17 protein-coding genes are annotated in these 13,874 nt (G+C 61.0%); 9 read left to right on the top strand and 8 right to left on the bottom strand.

Annotation, left to right across the window (positions count from 1 at the left end):
* The first annotated feature begins 114 nt into the window (after positions 1-114).
* Positions 115-1,425, top strand: coding sequence for an MFS transporter (locus ACW9IB_RS25640; RefSeq protein ID WP_457367411.1), 1,311 nt, complete (start codon positions 115-117; stop codon positions 1,423-1,425).
* 91 nt (positions 1,426-1,516) lie between these two features.
* Here ACW9IB_RS25640 and trpA read toward each other — a convergent pair whose 3' ends face one another.
* Together trpA and trpB are read right to left on the bottom strand one after the other, a co-directional pair.
* Entirely contained in the window at positions 1,517-2,326 is an 810-nt protein-coding gene (gene trpA / locus ACW9IB_RS25635; RefSeq protein WP_457367410.1) for a tryptophan synthase subunit alpha, read from the bottom strand.
* Positions 2,326-3,552, bottom strand: coding sequence for a tryptophan synthase subunit beta (gene trpB, locus ACW9IB_RS25630; RefSeq protein WP_457367409.1), 1,227 nt, complete (start codon positions 3,550-3,552; stop codon positions 2,326-2,328). Before trpB ends, trpA begins: the two co-directional genes overlap by 1 nt.
* 110 nt (positions 3,553-3,662) lie before the next feature.
* Between trpB and ACW9IB_RS25625 the strand changes: the two genes are divergently transcribed.
* Positions 3,663-4,559, top strand: a complete 897-nt coding sequence (locus tag ACW9IB_RS25625; protein ID WP_457367408.1) for a LysR family transcriptional regulator — start codon at positions 3,663-3,665, stop codon at positions 4,557-4,559.
* Here ACW9IB_RS25625 and ACW9IB_RS25620 read toward each other — a convergent pair.
* A complete protein-coding gene (locus ACW9IB_RS25620; RefSeq protein ID WP_003170746.1) occupies positions 4,556-4,882 on the bottom strand; it encodes a DUF883 family protein in 327 nt (108 codons plus the stop codon). The genes ACW9IB_RS25625 and ACW9IB_RS25620 overlap by 4 nt on opposite strands.
* 156 nt (positions 4,883-5,038) lie before the next feature.
* Between ACW9IB_RS25620 and ACW9IB_RS25615 the strand changes: the two genes are divergently transcribed.
* Positions 5,039-5,254, top strand: coding sequence for a dodecin (locus ACW9IB_RS25615; RefSeq protein ID WP_007953919.1), 216 nt, complete (start codon positions 5,039-5,041; stop codon positions 5,252-5,254).
* Between the two features lie 115 nt (positions 5,255-5,369).
* Positions 5,370-5,597, top strand: coding sequence for a DUF1161 domain-containing protein (locus ACW9IB_RS25610; protein WP_034110552.1), 228 nt, complete (start codon positions 5,370-5,372; stop codon positions 5,595-5,597).
* Between the two features lie 59 nt (positions 5,598-5,656).
* Here the strand turns inward: ACW9IB_RS25610 and ACW9IB_RS25605 are convergent, their stop codons facing one another.
* Positions 5,657-6,658 (bottom strand): LLM class flavin-dependent oxidoreductase, encoded by a 1,002-nt coding sequence (locus ACW9IB_RS25605; protein ID WP_457367407.1) that lies wholly within the window; start codon positions 6,656-6,658, stop codon positions 5,657-5,659.
* 217 nt (positions 6,659-6,875) lie between these two features.
* Here ACW9IB_RS25605 and ACW9IB_RS25600 point away from each other — a divergent pair, with 217 nt between their 5' ends.
* Together ACW9IB_RS25600 and ACW9IB_RS25595 are read left to right on the top strand one after the other, a co-directional pair.
* Positions 6,876-7,307: an OsmC family protein gene (locus ACW9IB_RS25600; RefSeq protein ID WP_027608131.1), complete on the top strand. Its 432-nt coding sequence runs from the start codon at positions 6,876-6,878 to the stop codon at positions 7,305-7,307.
* A gap of 205 nt (positions 7,308-7,512) precedes the next feature.
* On the top strand, positions 7,513-7,752 hold the full coding sequence (locus ACW9IB_RS25595) for a DUF1161 domain-containing protein (protein WP_457367406.1): 240 nt from the start codon (positions 7,513-7,515) through the stop codon (positions 7,750-7,752).
* Here ACW9IB_RS25595 and ACW9IB_RS25590 read toward each other — a convergent pair whose 3' ends face one another.
* Positions 7,753-8,175 (bottom strand): PA0061/PA0062 family lipoprotein, encoded by a 423-nt coding sequence (locus tag ACW9IB_RS25590; protein WP_457367405.1) that lies wholly within the window; start codon positions 8,173-8,175, stop codon positions 7,753-7,755.
* A gap of 142 nt (positions 8,176-8,317) precedes the next feature.
* Here ACW9IB_RS25590 and ACW9IB_RS25585 point away from each other — a divergent pair, with 142 nt between their 5' ends.
* Positions 8,318-9,361, top strand: coding sequence for an aminopeptidase (locus ACW9IB_RS25585; RefSeq protein ID WP_457415958.1), 1,044 nt, complete (start codon positions 8,318-8,320; stop codon positions 9,359-9,361).
* 91 nt (positions 9,362-9,452) lie between these two features.
* On the opposite strand, the gene ACW9IB_RS25580 is transcribed toward ACW9IB_RS25585, so the two are convergent.
* Both ACW9IB_RS25580 and ACW9IB_RS25575 read right to left on the bottom strand, forming a co-directional pair.
* Positions 9,453-10,112 carry an HAD family hydrolase gene (locus ACW9IB_RS25580; protein WP_457415957.1) on the bottom strand — a complete coding sequence of 220 codons (660 nt, stop codon included), beginning with the start codon at positions 10,110-10,112 and terminating at the stop codon, positions 9,453-9,455.
* Positions 10,109-10,651: a gamma carbonic anhydrase family protein gene (locus ACW9IB_RS25575; RefSeq protein ID WP_457415956.1), complete on the bottom strand. Its 543-nt coding sequence runs from the start codon at positions 10,649-10,651 to the stop codon at positions 10,109-10,111. The genes ACW9IB_RS25580 and ACW9IB_RS25575 overlap by 4 nt, the downstream gene beginning before the upstream one ends.
* A 102-nt stretch (positions 10,652-10,753) precedes the next feature.
* Between ACW9IB_RS25575 and prlC the strand changes: the two genes are divergently transcribed.
* Together prlC and ACW9IB_RS25565 are read left to right on the top strand one after the other, a co-directional pair.
* Positions 10,754-12,805, top strand: coding sequence for an oligopeptidase A (prlC, locus tag ACW9IB_RS25570; RefSeq protein WP_457367401.1), 2,052 nt, complete (start codon positions 10,754-10,756; stop codon positions 12,803-12,805).
* Positions 12,802-13,077: a YheV family putative zinc ribbon protein gene (locus ACW9IB_RS25565; protein WP_457367400.1), complete on the top strand. Its 276-nt coding sequence runs from the start codon at positions 12,802-12,804 to the stop codon at positions 13,075-13,077. The genes prlC and ACW9IB_RS25565 overlap by 4 nt, the downstream gene beginning before the upstream one ends.
* Here the strand turns inward: ACW9IB_RS25565 and ACW9IB_RS25560 are convergent.
* Positions 13,064-13,780 (bottom strand): phosphatase domain-containing protein, encoded by a 717-nt coding sequence (locus ACW9IB_RS25560; RefSeq protein ID WP_457415955.1) that lies wholly within the window; start codon positions 13,778-13,780, stop codon positions 13,064-13,066. The two genes, ACW9IB_RS25565 and ACW9IB_RS25560, sit on opposite strands and share 14 nt — an antisense overlap.
* Positions 13,781-13,874: the final 94 nt, after the last annotated feature.

Genomic DNA, 13,874 nt, shown 5'->3' with positions numbered 1-13,874 from the left:
GCACATCTGGCACTGATATACCGCTATCGCAGGCAAGCCAGCTCCCACATGTTGATTCGGTTTCTTCAGCCAGTTTTTTCCAGTCCTCAATAAACACAAGAAGAGGCAACCCCCATGCACCCTGAATCCTTCACCGGGCGGGCTTCTTTAGTCACGCCTACCAAAAAGCGCTACTTCATCATGGTGCTGTTGTTCATCACCGTGGTGATCAACTACCTGGACCGCAGCAACCTGTCGATTGCCGCCCCGGCGCTGACCAGTGAGCTGGGCATCGACCCGGTGCATGTCGGGCTGATCTTTTCCGCGTTCGGCTGGACTTACGCAGCCATGCAGATTCCCGGCGGCTGGCTGGTGGACCGGGTGCCGCCACGGATTCTCTACACGGCGGCCCTGCTGCTGTGGTCCATCGCGACCGTCATGCTCGGCTTTGCCGCCAGCTTTATCGCCCTGTTCGTACTGCGTATGGCGGTCGGTGCGTTGGAAGCGCCGGCGTACCCGATCAACAGCCGTGTGGTCACCACTTGGTTTCCCGAGCGCGAACGCGCCACGGCGATTGGCGTTTACACCTCCGGGCAGTTCGTCGGGCTGGCGTTTCTCACGCCGGTGCTGGCATGGCTGCAACATGCGTTTGGTTGGCACATGGTGTTTGTCGTCACCGGTGGTGTCGGCATCTTGTGGGCGATCATCTGGTACGCGGTGTACCGTGAGCCGAAGGATTTCAAAGGCGCCAACAGTGCGGAAATCGACCTGATCCGCGAAGGCGGCGGGTTGGTGGATATGCAGGAAAAAGCCGCCAAAGCGCCGTTCAGTTGGGTCGACCTGGGAATTGTGTTGAGCAAGCGCAAGCTCTGGGGCATCTACCTGGGCCAGTTCTGCCTGAACTCCACCCTGTGGTTTTTCCTGACGTGGTTCCCGACCTACCTGGTGAAATATCGCGGCATGGACTTCATCAAGTCCGGCCTGCTGGCATCGCTGCCGTTCCTTGCGGCGTTCGTCGGCGTGCTGTGTTCCGGGATCTTTTCCGACTGGCTGATTCGACGCGGCGCGTCAGTGGGGTTTGCGCGCAAGTTGCCGATCATTGGCGGGCTGCTGATCTCCACGGCAATCATTGGCGCCAACTATGTGGACTCGACGGCGTGGGTGATCGCGTTCCTGGCGGTGGCGTTCTTTGGCAATGGGCTGGCGTCGATCACCTGGTCGCTGGTATCGACCCTGGCACCCGCGCGGTTGCTGGGGCTGACCGGAGGAGTGTTCAACTTCATCGGCAACTTGTCGGCGATCGCTACGCCGATCGTGATCGGCTTTCTGGCCAGCGGTGATTCGTTTGCACCGGCGATTACCTATATTGCGGTGCTGGCGTTGCTGGGGGCGTTGTCCTACGTGTTGCTGGTGGGCAAAGTCGAACGCATTGAGCTCAATGAGTAATTTGTGACGAGCAAGCTTTTTGTGGCGAGCGGGCTTGTCCCGCGCCGGGTGGCGAAGCCGCCCCAACGCGGGCAAGCCCGCTCGTCACCATTTACTTACGTGCGCTGCGCACACCTTCCGACAGAGCCGCGCACAGACTCAACACGCCATCCACCGCCTGCTGATCATTTTTCGCCGTGGCGATGTGGTCGATCAACGCCGAACCCACCACTACGCCGTCAGCCAGACGGGCGATAGCGGCTGCTTGCTCCGGCGTGCGGATACCGAAACCGATGCTGATCGGCAGGTCGGTATGGCGACGCAGGCGAGCCACGGCCTCTTCAACGTGCTCCAGGGTGGCCGAGCCCGCGCCGGTCACGCCGGCCACGGAGACGTAATACACAAAGCCGGAGCTGCCGTTGAGCACGGTAGGCAGGCGCACGTCGTCGGTGGTCGGTGTGGTCAGGCGGATGAAGTCCAGGCCGGCAGCCTGGGCCGGGTCGCACAGCTCGCCGTTATGTTCGGGCGGCATATCGACCACGATCAGGCCGTCCACGCCGGCCGCTTTCGCGTCAGCGATAAACTGCGGCACACCGTATTTGTGGATCGGGTTGAAGTAACCCATCAGCACCAGGGGGGTATCGCTGTTGTCCTGGCGGAACTCGCGGACCATCTGCAGGGTTTTCGCCAGGTTCTGCCGGGCCGTCAACGCTCGGATGTTGGCCAACTGAATGGCCGGGCCATCGGCCATCGGGTCGGTGAAGGGCATGCCCAGCTCGATCACGTCGGCGCCGGCTGCCGGCAAGCCCTTGAGGATCGCCAGCGAGGTGTCATAGCCGGGGTCGCCGGCGGTGATGAAGGTCACCAGGGCGGCGCGGTTTTGTTCCTTGAGTTGCGCAAAACGGGTTTGCAGGCGGCTCATCAGTGTTTCTCCTGCTGGGACTGTTCCATATGGTGCATGACGGTTTGCATGTCCTTGTCGCCGCGGCCTGAAAGGTTGACCACCATCAGGTGATCCTTCGGCAAGCTCGGCGCGCGTTTGAACACTTCGGCCAGGGCGTGGGAGCTTTCCAGCGCCGGGATGATGCCTTCCAGGCGGCAGCACTTATGGAATGCGTCGAGGGCTTCGTCATCGGTGATCGAGGTGTATTGAACGCGGCCGATGTCATGCAACCAGGCGTGTTCCGGGCCGATGCCGGGGTAGTCCAGGCCGGCGGAGATCGAGTGGGCGTCGATGATCTGGCCGTCGTCGTCCTGCAACAGGAAGGTGCGGTTGCCGTGCAGCACGCCCGGGACGCCGCCGTTGAGGCTGGCGGCGTGCTTGCCGGTTTCGATACCGTGACCGGCCGCTTCCACGCCGATGATTTCCACACCGGTGTCATTCAGGAACGGGTGGAACAGGCCCATGGCGTTGGAGCCGCCGCCGATGCATGCCACCAGGCTGTCCGGCAGGCGGCCTTCCTGGGCGTGCAACTGGTCGCGGGTTTCCTTGCCGATCACGGCCTGGAAGTCGCGCACCATCGCAGGGTACGGGTGCGGGCCGGCCACGGTGCCGATCAGGTAGAACGTGCTGTCGACGTTGGTCACCCAGTCGCGCAGGGCTTCGTTCATGGCGTCTTTCAGGGTGCCGGTACCGGCGACCACCGGGATGACTTCAGCGCCGAGCAACTTCATGCGGAACACGTTGGCCTGTTGGCGCTCGATGTCGGTGGTGCCCATGTAGATCACGCATTGCAGGCCAAAACGCGCGGCCACGGTGGCGGTGGCCACGCCGTGCATGCCGGCGCCCGTCTCGGCGATGATGCGTTTCTTGCCCATGCGCCGCGCCAGCAGGATCTGGCCGATGCAGTTGTTGATCTTGTGCGCGCCGGTGTGGTTCAGCTCTTCGCGCTTGAGGTAGATCTTGGCGCCGCCGCAGAACTCGGTCAGGCGTTCGGCAAAGTACAGCGGGCTCGGACGGCCGACGTAGTCGCGCTGGAAGTAAGCCAATTCTTCCTTGAACGCAGGATCTTCCTTGGCCGCTTCGTATTCGCGGGCCAGGTCGAGGATCAACGGCATCAGGGTTTCAGCGACGTAACGGCCGCCAAACGCGCCAAACAGGCCGTTGGCGTCAGGGCCGTTGCGCAGATCGGTCTGGGACTGAGTCATGGAACGCTCCAGGAGAGAGTGGGTGTGAGCAACAATGAGGGTCACTCTACCGCTGACGTTCTACGCTGAAAACCGATAAGATCGCCGCAACCTGTCAGGAAAACTCACAGATGAGCCGAGACCTTCCCCCTCTGAATGCGTTGCGTGCGTTTGAAGCTGCTGCACGTCTTAACAGCGTCAGCCAAGCCGCTGAGCACCTGCATGTGACCCATGGTGCGGTCAGCCGCCAGTTGAAAGTGCTGGAAGAGCACCTGGGCATCAGCTTGTTCGTCAAGGATGGGCGTGGCCTTAAACTCACAGATTCGGGGGTGCGTTTGCGTGATGCCAGCGCCGAGGCCTTTGAGCGGCTGAGGGCGGTGTGTGCCGAGTTGACCCAGGCCAGCGCCGATGCGCCGTTTGTGCTGGGCTGTTCGGGCAGCCTGCTGGCGCGCTGGTTGATCCCGCGCCTGGGCCGTTTGAATGCGGATTTGCCGGACCTGCGCCTGCACCTGTCGGCGGGTGACGGCGATCTGGACCCTAGGCGCCCGGGCCTCGATGCGCTGCTGGTGTTCGCCGAGCCGCCCTGGCCGGCGGATATGCAGGTGTACGCGTTGGCCAGCGAACGTATCGGCCCGGTGATGAGCCCGCGCTTTGCCGGCTACGAGCGTTTGCGCCAGGCGCCTGCGCAGGCCTTGTGTGGCGAAGCGCTGTTGCACACCACCTCGCGCCCGCAGGCCTGGCCGAGTTGGGCGCAGCAACACGGAATCGAGCCCGGCGCACTGAAACACGGCCAGGGGTTCGAGCATTTGTATTATTTGCTGGAGGCGGCGGTTGCCGGATTGGGTATCGCGATTGCGCCACAGCCATTGGTGGCTGAGGACCTGCGCGCGGGTCGACTGGTGGCGCCATGGGGCTTCAGCGAAACCCCGGCGCACCTGGCGTTGTGGCTGCCCAAGCGCGCCGCGGACGGGCGCGCCAGGCAACTGGCGCAGTGGCTCAAGGCTGAGCTACTGCGCGAACCGGTTTAATCGCCGCGTTTGCACAGCAGGTACGCGGCCAACAGGCCCAGTGCACCGACAGCGACACCGGCTGTGGTCCATGGATGCTCCTGGGCATAGTCCCGGGTCGCAACACCGGTCTCACGAATTTTGACTTTGCTTTCTTCGTAGGCATCGCTGATCAGGTGGCGGGAATGCTTGAGGGCATTCTCGGCATTGCTTTTCAGGGCCTTCAGCGTTTTGCGCGACTCATCGGACGCATCGTCCTTGAGGCTCTCAAGGGATTTGAGCAGGCTCGAAATCTCGGCTTCCATGCTTTCCAGCGACGCTTTGCGTAAAGAAGTGTTGGCCATGTGGACTCTCCTGAAGTGATTGAGTGGCATGTGTAGATACCGACTGCGGGCCATTCAGAAAGTGCAGTTAATCTGAACTTTCGGGTAGGAACGGTCGCCAGAAGCACTACGAACATTGACTGCTACGCTTCGTAAACGACCCTTAGGAGAAATGCCATGAGCGATCATCACACCTACAAGAAAGTCGAACTGGTGGGCTCGTCCACTTCCAGCATCGAAGACGCCATCAACAATGCGCTGGCGGAAGCCAACAAGAGCATCAAGCACCTGGAGTGGTTCGAAGTGACCGAAACCCGTGGTCACATCAAGGACGGCAAGGCCGCGCACTTCCAGGTCACGCTGAAGGTGGGATTCCGAATCGCCAGTAGTTGATCCGTTCGGTTGAACTTGCCGACTGGCCGATTGCCATAACCTGCGCTACAACCTTAGGGTGCCGACGCGACCCGCGTCGGCACGCTCTTTTCGATCAGCCCAAGGAAAGTAACGGATGAAGAAGTTCCTGTTAGCGGTAGGTTTGTTGAGCATTGCGGGCACGGCCCTGGCGGCGGGCAAGCCTTGTGAAGAGCTGAAAAGCGAGATTGCGGCGAAAATCGACGCCAAAGGCGCTTCGGGTTATTCGCTGGAAGTGGTGGATAAAGGCGCTGCGGCTGAAGGTTATACAGTGGTCGGTAGCTGTGAAGCCGGCACCAAGGAAATTGCCTACAAGCGCGGTTAATTCCGTGTTGCAGACATAAAAAACCGACGCGATGCGTCGGTTTTTTTTCGCCTGAAGGTTTAGCCCTTCATCAACTGCGCCAGCAGCTCGTAGGAATGAATCCGATCGGCATGCTCGTACAGGTCGCAGGTAAAGATCAGTTCGTCGGCGCCGGTTTGCTCGATCAGCACTTCCAGTTTGGCGCGGATCTTCGCCGGACTGCCCACCATGGCCAGGCCGAGGAAGCTGCCGACAGCGTCTTTTTCATGGGGCAGCCACAAGCCGTCCATGGTTTTCACTGGCGGGCGCTGCACCAGGCTTTGTCCGCGCATCAACGCGAGGATGCGCTGGTACACCGAGGTGGCCAGGTAATCGGCCTGTTCGTCGGTATCGGCGGCCACCAGTGGAATGCCAAGCATCACGTAGGGTTTGTCCAGCACGGCTGAAGGCTTGAAGTGATTGCGGTACACGCGAATCGCTTCATGCATCAGGCGCGGTGCGAAATGTGAGGCGAAGGCGTAGGGCAAACCGCGCTCACCGGCCAGTTGGGCACTGAACAGGCTGGAACCCAGCAGCCAGATCGGTACGTTGGTGCCGGTGCCGGGCACGGCGATCACCCGCTGGTCGGGCGTGCGTGGGCCGAGGTAGGCGGCTAGCTCCGCTACGTCTTCCGGGAAGTCGTCGGCGCTGCCGGAGCGCTCACGGCGCAGGGCGCGGGCGGTCATCTGGTCGGAGCCGGGCGCACGCCCCAGGCCCAGGTCGATACGGCCAGGGTAGAGACTTTCCAGGGTGCCGAACTGTTCAGCGATCACCAGCGGTGCGTGGTTGGGCAGCATCACGCCGCCGGAACCGACGCGAATCGTCGACGTCCCGCCGGCCAGGTAACCCAGCAACACCGACGTGGCCGAGCTGGCGATGCCGTCCATATTGTGGTGTTCAGCCACCCAGAAGCGGGTGTAGCCAAACTTTTCCACATGCTGGGCCAGGTCCAGGGAGTTGCGCAGCGACTGCGCCGGACTGCCGTTGGCGCGCACGGGCACCAGGTCGAGGGTCGAGAACTTTACGTCGGACAGCGATTTCATAAGCCGGCTTCTCCATCAGGTGTGCAGGCTTTTTGGGCGAACCCAAACCTGCCGCTTTATGTGCATGAGCATGCAATGAGGGCATATACCCGAGATTCAAGAGCAAGTATGGAAATTTCCTACTGATTTACTAGGTTTCTCCGACAAGATGAACTTTGACGTGGCGTCTATCCTCAGAACCCTTACTGACGCAAAACCACCGTTCGAGGAGACCGCTATGAGCATCGTTAAAAAAGCATCCGCGCATTGGGAAGGTGACCTGAAGACTGGCCTGGGTTCCATCTCGACAGAGACCGGCGTACTGCGCGAAGCGCCCTACGGCTTCAAGGCGCGTTTCGAGGGTGGCAAGGGCACCAACCCCGAGGAACTGATCGGCGCGGCCCACGCCGGCTGTTTTTCCATGGCATTTTCCATGATCCTCGGCGATGCCGGCCTCAAGGCCGACAGCATCGACACCCAGGCCGAAGTAACGTTGGATCAAGTGGACGGCGGTTTCGCGATTACCGCAGTGCACCTGGTTCTCAAGGCCAAAATCCCCGGGGCCAGCCAGGCGCAGTTCGATGAGTTGAGCAAGAAAGCCAAGGAAGGTTGCCCGGTGTCCAAGGTGTTGAATGCAAAAATCAGCCTGGATGCCACGCTCGTAAGCTAACGCAACAGATCCCTGTGGGAGCGGGCTTGCTCGCGAATGCGGTGTAACAGTCACAGATTTATTGACTGGCACATCGTATTCGCGAGCAAGCCCGCTCCCGCATTTGGTGGGTGTTAAATCAGAACTCGTGTTTCCTCGATGTGGTCCTATAGGCTATGCAGCCTAGGCGCACACCCGTGCGCAGTGCCTTCAGGGAGCTTCACCTATGAAACGTTTTGCCTTGGCGATCATTTGCGGTGCGTTGGCCACATCGGTTGTGGCCGCGCCAAAGGATTGTGAAGAACTCAGGAAAGAGATCGAGATCAAAATTCAGGCTAACGCGGTGCCGTCCTACACCCTGGAGGTCGTGACCAAGGAAGAAGCCGACAAACATGACGCCGCCATGGTCGTCGGCAGCTGTGAGAACGGCACCAAGGCCATCATTTACCAAAAGAACAACGACTGATCAGAGGCAGTTCACGCTGCGCTCTTCCGCCAGCAACTTGCGTGCTGAGTCGTACAGCCGGATATTCGGCGTGAACGCCAGCGAACGCCCTTCCAACACGTAGCGCTGGCCCGCCTGGAAATGGTCGTACTGCAACGTCATGAAGCAAGTGCGATCGCGCGTCTGGTCCAGCCCGCCGATTCCGGTACCGGTATTGATCTCGAAATCGAAACGCACCATCAGTTCATGGCTGCCAGGCGGCACCTGGAAGAAGCGCCCGTCGTTGAGGTTCTTGCCGTCCAGGCGCTGGGCCATCACCAGTTTGGCGCCTGGCGTTGGGGTGGCGAAATCGACCCAGGCCTGTTGCGGATCGACGGGCGGCAAGGGGGTCGATACGCAAGCGCTGAGAAGCAAAGTGGCGGCGGGAAGCAAGAGCTGACGCATGGCAGGCACTCAACGGAAGGAAAGAATCGAGCCTGTCGCCGATGGCAGCAGACTCCCTATCAGTATAAACACGCCATGCCATGGAAAAATTCCGGGCAGGCGCGATAGTCTGGCGAGCAAATTACCCAGGAGCGGTCGGGGCATGGTCTGGCGTTTTCTTCCCGCAGTGCTGGCCGCGTTGCTCAGCGGTTGTTCCAGCGTAAGTTATTACAGCCAGTTGGCGAGCGGCCAATGGCACTTGTTGCGTGCCCGCGAGCCGGTTTCCCAAGTGATCGCCGACCCTTCCCGCCCGCAACAGCTGCGTGATCATCTGATGCAAGCCCAGAAAGCCCGCACGTTTGCCAGCGAACACCTGCACCTGCCCGACAACCAGAGTTACAGGTTGTACGCGGATATTGGCCGCCCCTATGTGGTGTGGAATGTGTTTGCCACGCAGGAGTTTTCCTTATCGCCTGAAACCCATTGCTTCCCCATCGCCGGTTGCGTGGCCTATCGCGGCTACTACAACCAGGGTGCCGCCCGTGGCGAAGCGGCGCTGTTGAAACAGCAAGGTCTGGATGTGGCGATTGGCGGGGTCGAGGCCTATTCCACCCTGGGTTGGTTCAATGACCCAATCATGAGTTCGATGATGAGCTGGGGCGACGAGCGCCTGGCCACGTTGATCTTTCACGAGCTGGCCCACCAGCGTTTTTATGTGAAGGACGACACCGAGTTCAACGAGTCCTACGCGAACTTTGTCGAGCAGGAAGGTACCCGCCAATGGCGTGCGGCGCGGGGTCTGGCGCCAATCAGTGATGCGGCATTGAAGCAGCGCGACCAGTTCATCCGGCTGGTACTCGACACCCGCAAGCGCCTGGAAGCGCTGTACGCCCAGCCGTTGGCCGCCGATGCGATGCGCCAGGCCAAAGCCGCAGAGTTCGAGCGCTTGCGCCGTGATTACCGGCAGATGCGTGACAGCCAGTGGTCAGGGGATAAACGTTATGACGGGTGGATCAATCAGCCGCTGAACAATGCGCGGTTGTTGCCGTTCGGGCTCTATGACCAGTGGGTACCGGCGTTTGCGGCGTTGTTTGAGCGGGAAGGTGGGGATTGGGTGAGGTTTTTTGCGGCGGTGGAGAAGATGGGCGGGCTGCCGTCGGAGCAGCGCAAGGCGGCCTTGAAGCAGTTGGAGGGGGATGGTCTTTAGGGCCCCATCGCAGGCCAGCTCCCACATTTGACCGAGTTCTACATTTGAAATGGGGTCATCTGTGGGAGCTGGCTTGCCTGCGACAGCAATCTCAAGGCCGCTGCAAAAACGCCCGATGCATCTCATCCAACGTCTCGAAATGCCAGGTCGGCGCCTCGGCACTCAGCTCTTCGAAACTGCCAAACCCATACCCGACCGCCGCCGAATCCAGCCCGTTGCTGCGGGCGCCGATCAGGTCGTGTTTGCGGTCCCCAATCATCAGGGTAGTGCTGGGGTCCAGGCCTTCTTCGCGCATCAAGTGGGCGATCAGCTCGACTTTGTTGGTGCGCGTGCCGTCCAGTTCGCTGCCGTAGATCACCTTGAAGTGCTTGGCGAAGTCGAAATGCCGGGCAATCTCACGGGCAAATTCCCACGGCTTGGAGGTGGCGACATACAGCTGGCGGCCCTGGCGGTTGAGGTCTTCGAGCAACGGCATCACGCCATCGAACACGCGGTTTTCGTACAGCCCGGTGACCTTGAAACGCTCGCGGTAGAAATTCACCGCTTGCCAGGCGCGGGCTTCGTCGAAGCCATAGAACTGCATGAACGCTTGCAGCAAGGGCGGGCCGATGAAGTGTTCGAGTCTGGCCAGGTCCGGCTCTTCGATACCGAGTTTGCCCAGTGCGTACTGGATCGAACGGGTGATGCCCTCGCGCGGGTCGGTAAGGGTGCCGTCGAGGTCGAACAGCACGGTTTGGTACGGCAGGGTCATTGAGCGAATCCTTCAGCCAGGTGCAGGTCTTTGAGCTTCACGTAGTTCGCGGCGCTGTAGGTGAAAAAGGCGCGTTCCTTGTCCGTCAGTTCGCGGATCTGTTTAACCGGGCTGCCGACATACAAAAAACCGCTCTCGAGTTTTTTGCCCGGCGGCACCAGGCTGCCGGCGCCGATGATCACGTCGTCTTCCACCACGGCGCCGTCCATCACGATGCTGCCCATGCCGATCAACACCCGGTTGCCGATACTGCAACCGTGCAGCATGACTTTGTGGGCGACAGTCACGTCGTCGCCGATCAGCAGCGGGAAGCCGTTCGGGTTGAAGGGCCCGGCGTGGGTGATGTGCAGCACGCTGGCGTCCTGCACGCTGGTGCGGGCGCCGATGCGGATGCGGTGCATGTCGCCGCGAATCACGGTCAGCGGCCACACGGAGCTGTCCGCGCCGATTTCGACATCGCCGATCACCACCGCCGAAACATCGACAAAAGCCCCGGCGCCCAGGGTTGGCGTGTGGTTCTGATAGGTGCGAAGGGTCACGATAGCCTCTCTCTCTTTTGCTGATAGCTGCGGTGGGCGTTGATTGTAATTAAGATGGCCCCATCTTTGTTCTTACATGTTTCTTCAGCCAAGGTGTCCACCGTGAGCGCGAACAACCCTCTTCTGCAGTCCTACGACCTGCCGCCGTTCTCGGCGATCCGTGCCGAGCATGTCCAGCCGGCCATCGAACAGATCCTCGCCGACAACCGCGTTGCCATCGCACAGATCCTGCAAAGTCAGGGGAAAAATCCGACGTGGGCCGGTCTGGTCCTGGCCATGGACGAGCTGAATGACCGCCTGGGCGCCGCCTGGAGCCCGGTCAGCCACCTCAACGCCGTGTGCAACAGTGCCGAATTGCGCGAAGCCTACGAAGGCTGCCTGCCGGCATTGAGCGCCTACTCCACCGAGATGGGCCAGAACCGTGAACTGTTCCAGGCCTTCGAGGCGCTGGCCAACAGCCCGGAAGCGGCTGGTTTCGACGTGGCGCAAAAAACCATCCTGGAACACTCTCTGCGTGATTTCCGCCTGTCGGGTATCGACCTGCCGCCGGAGCAGCAAAAGCGCTACGCAGAAGTGCAGAGCAAGCTCTCCGAATTGGGCAGCAAATTCTCCAACCAGTTGCTGGACGCCACTCAGGCGTGGACCAAACATGTCACCGATGAGGCCACCCTCGCCGGCCTGACCGATTCGGCCAAGGCGCAAATGGCGGCTGCCGCCAAGGCCAAAAGCCTCGACGGCTGGCTGATCACGTTGGAGTTTCCCAGCTACTACGCGGTGATGACCTACGCCCAGGACCGTGCTCTGCGTGAAGAAGTCTACGCGGCCTACTGCACCCGTGCGTCGGACCAGGGCCCGAATGCCGGTCAGAACGATAACGGCCCGGTGATGGAACAGATCCTCGACCTGCGTCAGGAACTGGCCCAGTTACTCGGTTACGCCTCGTTCTCCGAGCTGAGCCTGGCCACCAAGATGGCCGAGTCCAGCGACCAGGTCCTGAGCTTCCTGCGCGACCTGGCCAAGCGTAGCAAGCCGTTTGCCGCCCAGGACCTGCAACAGCTCAAGGCCTATGCCGCCGAACAAGGTTGCGCCGATCTGCAAAGCTGGGACAGTGGTTTCTACGGTGAAAAACTGCGCGAACAGCGCTACAGCGTTTCCCAGGAAGCCCTGCGTGCCTACTTCCCGATCGACAAGGTGCTCAGCGGCCTGTTCGCCATCGTGCAGCGTCTGTACGGCATCGAAATCGCCGAGCAGAAAGGTTTCGACACCTGGCACCCGGATGTCCGCCTGTTTGAGATCAAGGAAAACGGCCAGCATGTGGGCCGCTTCTTCTTCGACCTGTACGCCCGCGCCAACAAGCGTGGCGGCGCCTGGATGGACGGCGCGCGTGACCGTCGTCGCACGGTCGACGGCGTATTGCAGAGCCCGGTGGCCAACCTGGTGTGCAACTTCACACCCGCCGACAGCGGCAAGCCTGCCCTGCTGACCCACGATGAAGTGACCACGCTGTTCCATGAGTTCGGCCACGGTTTGCACCACTTGCTGACCCGCGTCGAGCACGCCGGCGTGTCCGGCATCAACGGTGTGGCCTGGGATGCGGTGGAGTTGCCGAGCCAGTTCATGGAGAACTGGTGCTGGGAGCCGGAAGGCCTGGCGCTGATTTCCGGTCACTATGAAACCGGCGAGCCGCTGCCCCAGGACCTGCTGGAAAAAATGCTTGCGGCGAAGAACTTCCAGTCCGGCCTGATGATGGTGCGTCAGTTGGAGTTCTCGCTGTTCGACTTCGAGCTGCATGCCACCCACGGCGATGGCCGAAGCGTGGCCCAGGTGCTCGAAGGCGTGCGTGATGAGGTCTCGGTGATGCGTCCGCCGGCCTACAACCGTTTCCCCAACAGCTTTGCGCACATCTTTGCTGGCGGTTATGCAGCGGGGTACTACAGCTACAAGTGGGCCGAAGTGTTGTCGGCGGACGCCTTCTCCAAGTTCGAGGAAGACGGCGTGCTCAACGCCGAGACCGGTCGCGCCTTCCGCGAAGCCATCCTGGCGCGCGGCGGTTCCCAGGAGCCGATGGTGCTGTTCGTCGATTTCCGCGGACGTGCGCCGTCGATTGACGCACTCTTGCGCCACAGCGGCCTGAGTGAGGACGCGGCAGCATGAGTGAAGGGCCTGTGATTACCAAGAAGCAATTCATCGCCGGGGCGGTCTGCCCGGCGTGCAGCGAGCCGGACAAGTTGAAGATGTGGACCGAAGACAACGTGCCGCATCGCGAGTGCGTGGCCTGTGGTTACACCGATACCCTGAATGATCAGGGTTTGTCGGTGCCCAAGGAGCTGGGCACGCGGGTCAACATGTCGGCGCTGAAAGCGCCGGCCGACCCCAAGGTTCAGGCGGTGCAGTTCTTCCCGAATCCGAAGCTCAAAAAAGACTGAGCTGTTCGGCGTCCTGTCGGGGGACGAGCACCCGCTCGTTTCCCGGCATTGATTCAACACGGCTGTTGCCGGCCGCGTTGAGCCAACTGTTCATCGAGCACAATGCAAAGGCACTGGTGCTGCAATCGCCCTTAGCGAATGCGATGCGCAATTTGTCGACATTGGCTTTCATCATGTAGCGAACCCCGTCCTTGAAGCCGCTGCTGGCGCCAAAGCCGCCCAGGGTCATTTCATCCAGCGCTTCCTCCTTGCTCCACCCCTGAACCACTACGCGATACATCGCCGCCATCAAGCCGGTACGGTCCGAGCCGTGTTTGCAGTGCATCAGCACCGGGCCTTGGGTTTGTGCTTCCTGAATCGCCCTGAGTGCTGCGAGTACGTCGGCGTCATCCACGTGGTTTGTGCGATAAGACAACTGCACTTGTCGGATACCGGGCGTCTTCAGCCAGGCCGAATCGGATTCCGGGAGGAAGTTGATGACCGTGGCGATCCTGAGCTTTTCCAGCAACGGCAACGCGTCGCTGTCCGGTAGTGCGCTGCGATAAAGCGTGGGCGTCATCTGGTGCAGGTTGTACTGGCGGCTCACCGGCTGTGCCCATTCCGCCGAGCGGATCGAGGTGTCGTCATCCGCTTGGGCATGGGGTGCACTGAACAGTGCCACCAAGGTCAGGCCGAGGGCGGGCATCAGCGGGTGTTTGAACATAGGGGGCGTGACCGTGTGAGAGCGTGGGCGATGGGTGCCCAGACTCGTCTACATGGGGTCAAGGGGGTGTGAGGTGGGCGTCAAAGAATTGTGA

The sequence above is a fragment of the Pseudomonas sp. SDO524_S393 genome (assembly GCF_054071875.1).
The sequence above is the reverse complement of the archived record's forward strand: the minus strand, read 5'-3'. Positions and strand labels throughout refer to the sequence as shown.

Excerpts from the sequence above, each read along its gene's own strand:
- ACW9IB_RS25640 (WP_457367411.1), top strand. The coding sequence starts at position 115 with ATGCACCCTGAATCCTTCACCGGGCGGGCTTCTTTAGTCACGCCTACC.
- trpA (WP_457367410.1), bottom strand. The coding sequence starts at position 2,326 with ATGAGCCGCCTGCAAACCCGTTTTGCGCAACTCAAGGAACAAAACCGC.
- trpB (WP_457367409.1), bottom strand. The coding sequence starts at position 3,552 with ATGACTCAGTCCCAGACCGATCTGCGCAACGGCCCTGACGCCAACGGC.
- ACW9IB_RS25625 (WP_457367408.1), top strand. The coding sequence starts at position 3,663 with ATGAGCCGAGACCTTCCCCCTCTGAATGCGTTGCGTGCGTTTGAAGCT.
- ACW9IB_RS25620 (WP_003170746.1), bottom strand. The coding sequence starts at position 4,882 with ATGGCCAACACTTCTTTACGCAAAGCGTCGCTGGAAAGCATGGAAGCC.
- ACW9IB_RS25615 (WP_007953919.1), top strand. The coding sequence starts at position 5,039 with ATGAGCGATCATCACACCTACAAGAAAGTCGAACTGGTGGGCTCGTCC.
- ACW9IB_RS25610 (WP_034110552.1), top strand. The coding sequence starts at position 5,370 with ATGAAGAAGTTCCTGTTAGCGGTAGGTTTGTTGAGCATTGCGGGCACG.
- ACW9IB_RS25605 (WP_457367407.1), bottom strand. The coding sequence starts at position 6,658 with ATGAAATCGCTGTCCGACGTAAAGTTCTCGACCCTCGACCTGGTGCCC.
- ACW9IB_RS25600 (WP_027608131.1), top strand. The coding sequence starts at position 6,876 with ATGAGCATCGTTAAAAAAGCATCCGCGCATTGGGAAGGTGACCTGAAG.
- ACW9IB_RS25595 (WP_457367406.1), top strand. The coding sequence starts at position 7,513 with ATGAAACGTTTTGCCTTGGCGATCATTTGCGGTGCGTTGGCCACATCG.
- ACW9IB_RS25590 (WP_457367405.1), bottom strand. The coding sequence starts at position 8,175 with ATGCGTCAGCTCTTGCTTCCCGCCGCCACTTTGCTTCTCAGCGCTTGC.
- ACW9IB_RS25585 (WP_457415958.1), top strand. The coding sequence starts at position 8,318 with ATGGTCTGGCGTTTTCTTCCCGCAGTGCTGGCCGCGTTGCTCAGCGGT.
- ACW9IB_RS25580 (WP_457415957.1), bottom strand. The coding sequence starts at position 10,112 with ATGACCCTGCCGTACCAAACCGTGCTGTTCGACCTCGACGGCACCCTT.
- ACW9IB_RS25565 (WP_457367400.1), top strand. The coding sequence starts at position 12,802 with ATGAGTGAAGGGCCTGTGATTACCAAGAAGCAATTCATCGCCGGGGCG.
- ACW9IB_RS25560 (WP_457415955.1), bottom strand. The coding sequence starts at position 13,780 with ATGTTCAAACACCCGCTGATGCCCGCCCTCGGCCTGACCTTGGTGGCA.